The 1633-nt window shown below is 64.8% G+C and carries 1 pseudogene; it reads left to right on the forward strand.

Going from position 1 to position 1633, the window contains the following annotated elements:
• Positions 1–1633: pseudogene (locus tag AKL29_RS45575) on the forward strand (strawberry notch family protein); the annotation flags it as partial.

Below are 1633 nucleotides of genomic sequence, written 5' to 3' on the forward strand. Positions count from 1 at the left end.
CCTGCTGGTTACGCCGCTGTCGCGGTTTCCCCAGGGCACGGCGATCCGGCTTTCGGAGGGCATCCTATTTACCACCTATGCCACGCTACGCAGCGACGAGCGTGGCGAGAAGCTTTCGCGCGTCAGGCAGATCGTCGAATGGTTGGGCTCCGACTTCGACGGAGTGATCGTCTTCGACGAGAGCCACGCCATGCAGAATGCGGTCGGGGGCAAAGGCGAGCGCGGCGACCAGGCGGCCTCTCAGCAGGGGCGCGCCGGGCTGAGGCTCCAGCACGCATTGCCGAATGCTCGCGTGGTCTATGTGTCGGCGACGGGCGCCACGACGGTGCACAACCTTGCTTACGCCCAGCGCCTCGGCCTTTGGGGCGGTGCCGACTTCCCGTTCTCCACGCGCGCCGAGTTCGTCGAGGCGATCGAGGAGGGTGGGGTGGCTGCCATGGAGGTGCTGGCACGTGATCTCAAGTCGCTCGGTCTCTACGCCGCCCGCTCGCTGTCCTATGAGGGCGTCGAGTACGAGCTCGTCGAGCACCAGCTGACGCCGGAGCAGGTTCGCATCTACGACGCCTATGCTGGCGCGTTCAGCATCATCCATAACAACCTCGATGCGGCAATGCGGGCCGCCAACATCACCGGCGAAACCGGAACGCTGAATCGGCAGGCAAAATCCGCCGCACGGTCCGCCTTCGAAAGCGCCAAGCAGCGCTTCTTCGGGCATCTGTTGACCTCGATGAAGACGCCTTCGCTGATCCGATCAATCGAGCGCGATCTCGACGCCGGCCATGCTGCCGTGATCCAGATCGTGTCGACGGGCGAAGCGCTGATGGAGCGCCGGCTCGCCGAGATCCCGACGGAAGACTGGGGCGACGTCCAGGTCGACATCACCCCGCGCGAGTATGTGCTCGACTATCTCGCCCATTCCTTTCCGGTTCAGCTCTACGAGCCCTTCACCGACTCGGAGGGTAATCTTTGCTCGTGGCCTGTCTATCGCGATGGTCAACCGGTCGAGAGCCGGGATGCCGTTGCCCGCCGCGATCGCTTGATCGAAAAGCTCGCCTCGCTGCCGCCTGTTCCCGGGGCGTTGGATCAGGTCATCCAGCGTTTCGGCACCGACATGGTCGCCGAGGTGACCGGCCGCTCGCGCCGCATCGTTCGCAAGCACGACCGGCTGGTGGTCGAAAATCGCGCGGGCTCGGCGAACCTCGCGGAAACCTCGGCCTTCATGGATGACGTCAAGCGCATTCTCGTGTTCTCCGACGCGGGCGGCACGGGAAGGAGCTATCACGCCGAACTGTCAGCCCAAAATCGCCGGTTGCGGGTCCATTACCTGCTCGAGCCCGGCTGGAAGGCCGATGCCGCGATCCAGGGGCTTGGCAGGACCAACCGGACCAATCAGGCGCAGCCGCCGCTGTTTCGTCCCATCGCAACCGACGTGAAGGCCGAAAAACGCTTTCTCAGCACCATTGCCCGCCGGCTCGACACACTGGGTGCCATCACACGCGGTCAGCGCCAGACCGGAGGGCAGGGCCTGTTCCGGCCGGAGGACAATCTCGAAAGCCAGTACGGCCGTGATGCCCTGCGTCAACTGTACGTGCTGCTCGTGCGAGGCAAGGTCGACGGCTGCTCGCTCGAGAGG

Origin of the sequence: Bradyrhizobium pachyrhizi (assembly GCF_001189245.1) — a bacterium.
Lineage (GTDB): Bacteria > Pseudomonadota > Alphaproteobacteria > Rhizobiales > Xanthobacteraceae > Bradyrhizobium > Bradyrhizobium pachyrhizi.